Origin of the sequence: Roseicyclus sp. (assembly GCF_052168335.1) — a bacterium.
Taxonomy (GTDB): domain Bacteria; phylum Pseudomonadota; class Alphaproteobacteria; order Rhodobacterales; family Rhodobacteraceae; genus Roseibacterium.
In genome coordinates, this window is record NZ_JBQLZP010000566.1 from 1 (window position 1) to 6177 (window position 6177).

General features: G+C 71.5%; 6 protein-coding genes. 3 read left to right on the forward strand and 3 right to left on the reverse strand.

Annotated elements, in window-relative coordinates; all coding sequences use genetic code 11:
- From ACTS11_RS17400 to ACTS11_RS17410, 3 genes are all read right to left on the reverse strand, one after another.
- Positions 1-843: SDR family NAD(P)-dependent oxidoreductase (locus tag ACTS11_RS17400; RefSeq protein ID WP_442641559.1), on the reverse strand; the 843-nt coding region annotated here is incomplete at its 3' end.
- Positions 843-1865 carry a UDP-glucose 4-epimerase GalE gene (gene galE / locus ACTS11_RS17405; protein WP_442641560.1) on the reverse strand — a complete coding sequence of 341 codons (1023 nt, stop codon included), beginning with the start codon at positions 1863-1865 and terminating at the stop codon, positions 843-845. The genes ACTS11_RS17400 and galE, both read right to left, overlap by 1 nt.
- Before the next feature lie 84 nt (positions 1866-1949).
- Complete coding sequence (locus ACTS11_RS17410; RefSeq protein WP_442641564.1) at positions 1950-3197, reverse strand: glycosyltransferase family 4 protein; 1248 nt, start codon at positions 3195-3197, stop codon at positions 1950-1952.
- 153 nt (positions 3198-3350) lie between these two features.
- Between ACTS11_RS17410 and hslO the strand changes: the two genes are divergently transcribed.
- From hslO to ACTS11_RS17425, 3 genes are read left to right on the forward strand one after another with little or no spacing between them, the layout of a single operon-like run.
- Positions 3351-4361, forward strand: coding sequence for an Hsp33 family molecular chaperone HslO (gene hslO / locus ACTS11_RS17415; protein WP_442641561.1), 1011 nt, complete (start codon positions 3351-3353; stop codon positions 4359-4361).
- The gene (locus ACTS11_RS17420) at positions 4345-4938 is read left to right on the forward strand and encodes a CoA pyrophosphatase (RefSeq protein ID WP_442641562.1); all 594 of its coding nucleotides are present in this window, start codon (positions 4345-4347) and stop codon (positions 4936-4938) included. The genes hslO and ACTS11_RS17420 overlap by 17 nt, the downstream gene beginning before the upstream one ends.
- On the forward strand, positions 4935-6107 hold the full coding sequence (locus tag ACTS11_RS17425) for a CCA tRNA nucleotidyltransferase (RefSeq protein ID WP_442641563.1): 1173 nt from the start codon (positions 4935-4937) through the stop codon (positions 6105-6107). Before ACTS11_RS17420 ends, ACTS11_RS17425 begins: the two co-directional genes overlap by 4 nt.
- Positions 6108-6177: the final 70 nt, after the last annotated feature.

A 6177-nucleotide genomic window follows, 5' to 3' on the forward strand; every position in this document is an offset into this window, starting at 1 on the left:
CTCGATCGCCTCGATGAAGTCGAGCAGGCGCACGGGCTCGGAATTGCCGATGTTCACGATCCGGAAGGGCGCCACGGGCGAGAGGCTGTCGCCCTCGGCGATGTCCGCAGGGCTCGCGGGGCGCTCGGGCGCCACGTCGATCAGCCGCACGATCCCGTCCACGAGGTCGTCCACGTAGGTGAAGTCGCGGCTCATGTCGCCATGGTTGTAGACCTCGATCGGCTCGCCCTTCAGGATCGCGCGCGTGAACTTGAAGAGCGCCATGTCCGGGCGTCCCCAGGGCCCGTAGACGGTGAAGAAGCGGAACATCGTCACCGGCAGGCCGTAGAGATGCGCGTAGGAATGCGCCATCGCCTCGTTGGCCTTCTTGGTCGCGGCGTAGAAGGACATCTGCGTGTCGGCCTTGGCGGTCTCGACATAGGGCATCTCGAGGTTCGCGCCGTAGACCGACGAGGTGGAGGCCAGCAGGCTGTGCCGCGGCGGGAAGGCGCGCATCGCCTCGAGCACGCGGAAGGTCCCGACGAGGTTCGCCTCGACATAGCTTTCGGGCGCCTCGATGGAGTACCGCACGCCCGCCTGCGCGGCGAGGTGGATCACCGCGTCGGGACGGTGCCGCGCCATCAGCTCGTGGACCGCACCGGGCGTCTCGATCCGTTCGGTCAGGGCGCTGTAGCCCTCGGACTGGAGGAGCATGGATTGCCGCCGCTCCTTGAGCGCGACGTCGTAGTAGTCGGTCAACGCGTCGATGCCGACCACCTGCCACCCCTCGGCGAGGAGGCGCGCGCAGAGATGGTAGCCGATGAAGCCCGCCGCTCCGGTAACGAGCGCTGTCCGTCCCGCCATCAGTCGGTCCCCCCGGAATGCTCGCCCGAGATCCAGGCCCAGGAGCTCGCGCACATCTGGTCGAGCGTCTTCTCGGTGCGAAAGCCGAGCACCTCCGCCGCCTTCTCGGCGCTGGCCACGTAGATCGGCACGTCGCCGGGTCTGCGAGGCGCGATCTCGAAGGCGAGGTCCCGGTTGCTCGCGCGCTTGTAGGCGGAGATCACCTCGAGCACGGAATAGCCGCGCCCGGTGCCGAGGTTCACCAAATGCCCCTCGCCGCTCTCGAAGAGCTTGCCGAGCGACAGGACATGCCCGCGCGCCAGGTCCTCGACGTGGATGTAGTCGCGCACGCCCGTGCCGTCCGGCGTGTCGTAGTCGTCGCCGAAGACCGAGATCTTCGGCAGCTCGCCCGTCGCGACCTTCGAGATGAAGGGCATCAGGTTGTTGGGGATGTCGCGGGGGTCCTCGCCGATCATGGTCGAGGCATGCGCGCCCGCCGGGTTGAAGTAGCGCAGGATGCCGATGGCCCAGCGCGGATCGGAGGCCGAGAGCCAGCCGAGAAGCTGCTCGCCGATGATCTTGGTCTGGCCATAGGGGTTCATGGCCCGGAACTCGGCCGTCTCGGGCGTCGGCGTCTCGTCCGGCACGCCGTAGACCGTCGCCGAGGAGGAGAAGACGAGCCGCCGGCAATCGTGCGCCTCCATCACCTTCAGAAGCGTGGTGAGCCCGCCCACGTTCACGTCGAAATAGTCGAGCGGCCTCTTCACGCTGTCGGACACCGCCTTGAGCGCGGCGAAGTGGACGACGGCCTCGAACCGGCCTTGCGCGAAGGCGGCGTCGAGGGCGGCGGCGTCCCGCACGTCGGCGTCGATCACGTCCACCGGGCGCCCGGTGATCCGGCCGAGCCGGTCGACGACGCTGCGCCGGGCATTCTCGAAGCTGTCGAGGATGGTCACCGCGTGCCCCGCCTCGCTGAGCGCGAGATAGGTGTGCGAGCCGATGTAGCCCGCGCCGCCCGTCAGGAGAATTCGTCGACCCGCCATGCTCGTCCTCGCTCGTCACGCCTGTGGGGACGGCATACGCCATCGCGGCGGGCCGCGGAAACCCATAAGCCCGGCTTTTTCCCTTCAGCGCGGCGCGATGCGGCGCGACGGCGGCAGCAGCGAATTGATGCGCCCCAGATGCACGGGCAGCGTCCGCGTGCGGAAGTCGTGGGTCTCCACCACGAAGTCCCGCGCCGCCTGGCCCAGATGGGCGAAGTCGTCGGGCCGCGCCAGGACCTCGGCCACCTGCCGGGCCAGCGCCTCGGGCTGGAAGAAGTCGACGAGGAGGCCCGTGCGCCCGTGCTCCACCGCCTCGCGCACGGGGGCGACGTCGGAGGCCACGACCGTCGCCCCCATCGCCATCGCCTCCAGCAGCGACCAGGACAGGACGAAGGGCACCGTCAGGTAGACGTGGCAGCGGCTGACCTGCACGATCTGCCGGTAGGAGGCGTAGGGCACCCGGCCCACGAAATGCACCCGGCTCCAGTCCACGCGATCGCCGACCTCGCGCTCCATCTCGGCGCGGTAGCCGCCCGGCGCCTCGCTCGGCCGTCCGTAAGAGGAGCCGTTGCCGCCGATGATGACCGCGCGCGCCTTCGGCCGGGCCTCGAGGATATGCGGCAGCGCGCGCATGAAGACGTGGAAGCCGCGCACCGGCTCCATGTTGCGGGCGATGTAGGTGAAGACCTCGTCCTCGCGCGTCAGCGGCCGCTCCAGGCGGCCGAGCCCGACCTGCGCCGCCGGGTCGGGCGTCAGGCGGTCGGTGCGGATGCCGTCGTGGCAGACGTAGAGCTTCCGGTGGAAGCTCTCGGGGAAGGTGTTCCGCTGCCAGAGCGTCGGCGAATGGCCGAGGTCCACGGTCTCGAGGTTCGCGAAGTTGACGGCGTTGCGCGCATGCATCGTGTAGCGGGTCTGCGGCCCCGCCGGGAACTCGGGGTCGAAGCCGACCGATCCGCCCTCCGCCAGGAAGTAGTATTCGAAGAAGCCGAGAACCGGGACGTCGGGCCAGACCTCCTTCACGAAGGTCAGCTCGCCCCAGCCGACATGGCCGAGGATCACGTCGGGCCGGAACCCCTCGCGCCGGAGCTTCTCGCAGGCCAGCGCCGCGCCGTAGCCGTTGCCGCAGCAATCCTCCCAGTAGGACGAGAGCGGGTAGGCATCCTTCGCGGCCTTGTGGTGGGCTGCGTAGATGACGATCTCGGCGCCCTCGACCTTGGGCGCGTCGCGGCGCTGGGTGAGGAACACGACGCGATGATCCCCCTGCGCGACCAGCCACTGGAAGAGTTCCCGGTACTGGCCGGGAAAGTTCTGGTGCACGAAGAGGACGTTCATGGCCGTGCGCGTCTCCGGGGCCGGTGCGGCCACGGCGGGCACTGAACCCAATCGCCGGACACGAGGCAAGCGCGGCTCGCCGCTTTGGGATTGCGGCGCGGTCGCCTATATGGGAGGCAAGCCGCCCCAACGTGCCCCGGACCGACGCAAGACATGACCCTCACCGCCCGCATCGCATGGGACGATACCGTCCTGCCGTTCCAGCTCGACCATGCCGACATCCGCGGCCGGGTCGCGCGGCTCGACGGCACGCTCGACCGCATCCTCGCCCAGCACGACTATCCCCCCGAGGTGGAGGCGCTGGTGGCCGAGATGGCGCTTCTGACCGCGCTCATCGGGCAGACGATCAAGCTGCGCTGGAAGCTCTCGCTCCAGGTGCGCGGCGACGGGCCGATCCGCCTGATCGCGACGGATTTCTTCGCCCCGGCGGAGGAGGGCGCGCCCGCCTCGATCCGCGCCTTCGCGAGCTATGACGCCGAGCGGCTGGAGCGGGGGGCGAAGCCGTTTCCGCAGGTCGGCAAAGGCTACTTCGCGATCCTGATCGACCAGGGCAAGGGCACCGCGCCCTACCAGGGGATCACGCCCTTGGCGGGCGGGTCGCTCGCCGCCTGCGCCGAGGCCTATTTCGCCCAGTCCGAGCAGCTTCCGACCCGTTTCGCGCTGGGCTACGGGCTCAGCCGGGAGCCGGGACAGGACGCCGCGTGGCGTGCCGGCGGCGTCATGATCCAGCACATGCCGAAGGCGCCGCTCAGGGCCACGGGCGGCGGTTCGGGCGAGGGCGGTCTGCTCGCGGCCGAGGATCTCGTCTCGGGCGACGACGGCGAGAACTGGCGGCGCGCGAACCTGCTTCTCGATACGGTGGAGGAGCTGGAGCTGGTGGGGCCGAGCGTCGCGCCGACGGACCTCCTGGTGCGGCTCTTCCACGAGGAGGCGCCGCGCGTCTTCGATGCCCAGCCGGTGAGCTTCGGCTGCACCTGCTCGGCCGACCGGGTGCGGCAGAGCCTGTCGATCTATTCCGCCAAGGACATCCGCCACATGACGACGGAGGAGGGCATCGTCACCGCCGATTGCCAGTTCTGCGGCGCGCATTACGAATTCGATCCCCTGACCCTCGGCTTCGAGGCCGAACGCCCGCCCGGAGACGACGATGGGCAGGCACATTGACCTCTCGGCGCTGAGGCACCTTCTGGCGGAGCGGGCGGCCGCGCCCTCCTCCGACTACGACCTGAACCCCGGCGTGACGCTGCCGCCGGGGCGCGTGCTCAGGCCCGCCGCCGTGCTGATCCCGGTTCTCGGCGCCTCGGTCATCCTGACCAAGCGCGCCTCGCACCTGAAGCACCACCCGGGCCAGATCGCGCTGCCGGGCGGCAAGATCGACGACACCGACGACGGCGCCGCCGCCGCGGCGCTGCGCGAGGCGCGGGAGGAGATCGGCCTCGACCCCGCGAACGTGGCGCTGATCGCCGAGCTGCCCGCGCACGAGACGGTGACGGGCTACACGATCACGCCGATCCTCGCGCAGGTGCGCGACGAGTTCCGCGCCGTGCCGGAGGCGGGCGAGGTGGCCGAGGTCTTCCGCGTGCCGCTCGACTTCCTCATGGAGCCCGCGAACTACCGCGTGGAGGGCCGCCGCTGGCGCGGCACGCGGCGGAACTACTTCGTGGCGCCCTACGGGCCCTACTACATCTGGGGCGCGACGGCGCGCATCCTGAAGTCGCTGGCCGACCGGGTGGCGGGATGAGGCTCGACACCGGCTGGCTGAGGGATCCCGCCACGGTGCGGGTGATGACGGCGCTGGCCGAGGGCGGCGCGCGGGCCTGGTTCGTCGGCGGCTGCGTGCGCGACGGGCTTCTCGGGCGCGAGGCGGGCGACATCGACATCGCGACCGACGCCGAGCCCCGCCGCGTCATGGCCATCGCCAAGGACGCCGGCATCCGCTGCGTTCCGACCGGCGAGGCGCACGGGACGGTCACGCTCGTCTCCGGGCACCGGCCCTTCGAGGTGACGACGCTGCGCCGCGACGTGGAGACGGACGGGCGCCGCGCCACCGTCGCCTATACCGGGCGGCTGGAGGAGGACGCGCACCGGCGCGACTTCACCATCAACGCGCTCTATGCCCAGCGGGACGGCGCCGTGATCGACCCGACCGGCGAGGGCGAGGCCGACCTCGCGGCGCGGCGCCTGCGCTTCATCGGCGACCCGCACGACCGGATCCGCGAGGACTACCTGCGCATCCTGCGTTTCTTCCGTTTCCACGCCTGGTATGCGGATCCCGAGGGCGGGATCGATGCCGCGGGCCTCGCCGCCTCGGCCGAGATGGCGGACGGCCTTGCCCGCCTCTCGCGCGAGCGCGTGGGCGCCGAGATGCGCAAGCTTCTCGCCGCACCCGACCCCGCGCCCGCGGTCGCGGCGATGGCGCAGGCGGGCGTGCTCGGCCGCGTCCTTCCGGGCGCGGAGGCGCGGCTCCTGCCGGTGCTGATCGCGTTCGAGGGCGGGCTGGCCCCGGACCCGATGCGCCGCCTCGCGGCGCTGGACCCGATGCGCCGCCTCGCGGCGCTGGGCGGGGAGGCGCCGGCCGAGCGCCTGCGGCTGTCGAAGGCCGAGGGCAAGCGGCTCGACGCCCTGCGCGAGGGCATGGGCAGCGGCGCGGGGCCGGGAGAGCTCGGCTATCGCCACGGGGTCGACCTGGCGCGCGACGTGCTGTTGCTGCGCGGCGCGGCCATGGGCGTGCCGCCCGCCCCCGAGGCGCTGGACGCGGCGGCCGAGGGTGCGCAGGCGGTCTTTCCGGTCAAGGCGCGCGACCTGATGCCGGGCCTCGCGGGGCCGGAGCTCGGCGCGGCGCTCGCCCGGATGGAGCGCGACTGGATCGCCTCGGGGTTCACGCTCGGGGCGGAGGACCTCCTGCGCTGAGGCGGGGTTTGCGCCGGCTGCGCCGTCGCCGGGGGAAGCGCCGCCTCGGGACCTGAAGGCCCCTCGGCGG

Bases quoted from the DNA above. Each gene is read 5' to 3' on its own strand.
- ACTS11_RS17425 (WP_442641563.1), top strand. From the start codon at position 4,935: ATGAGGCTCGACACCGGCTGGCTGAGGGATCCCGCCACGGTGCGGGTG.
- hslO (WP_442641561.1), top strand. From the start codon at position 3,351: ATGACCCTCACCGCCCGCATCGCATGGGACGATACCGTCCTGCCGTTC.
- ACTS11_RS17410 (WP_442641564.1), bottom strand. From the start codon at position 3,197: ATGAACGTCCTCTTCGTGCACCAGAACTTTCCCGGCCAGTACCGGGAA.
- ACTS11_RS17420 (WP_442641562.1), top strand. From the start codon at position 4,345: ATGGGCAGGCACATTGACCTCTCGGCGCTGAGGCACCTTCTGGCGGAG.
- galE (WP_442641560.1), bottom strand. From the start codon at position 1,865: ATGGCGGGTCGACGAATTCTCCTGACGGGCGGCGCGGGCTACATCGGC.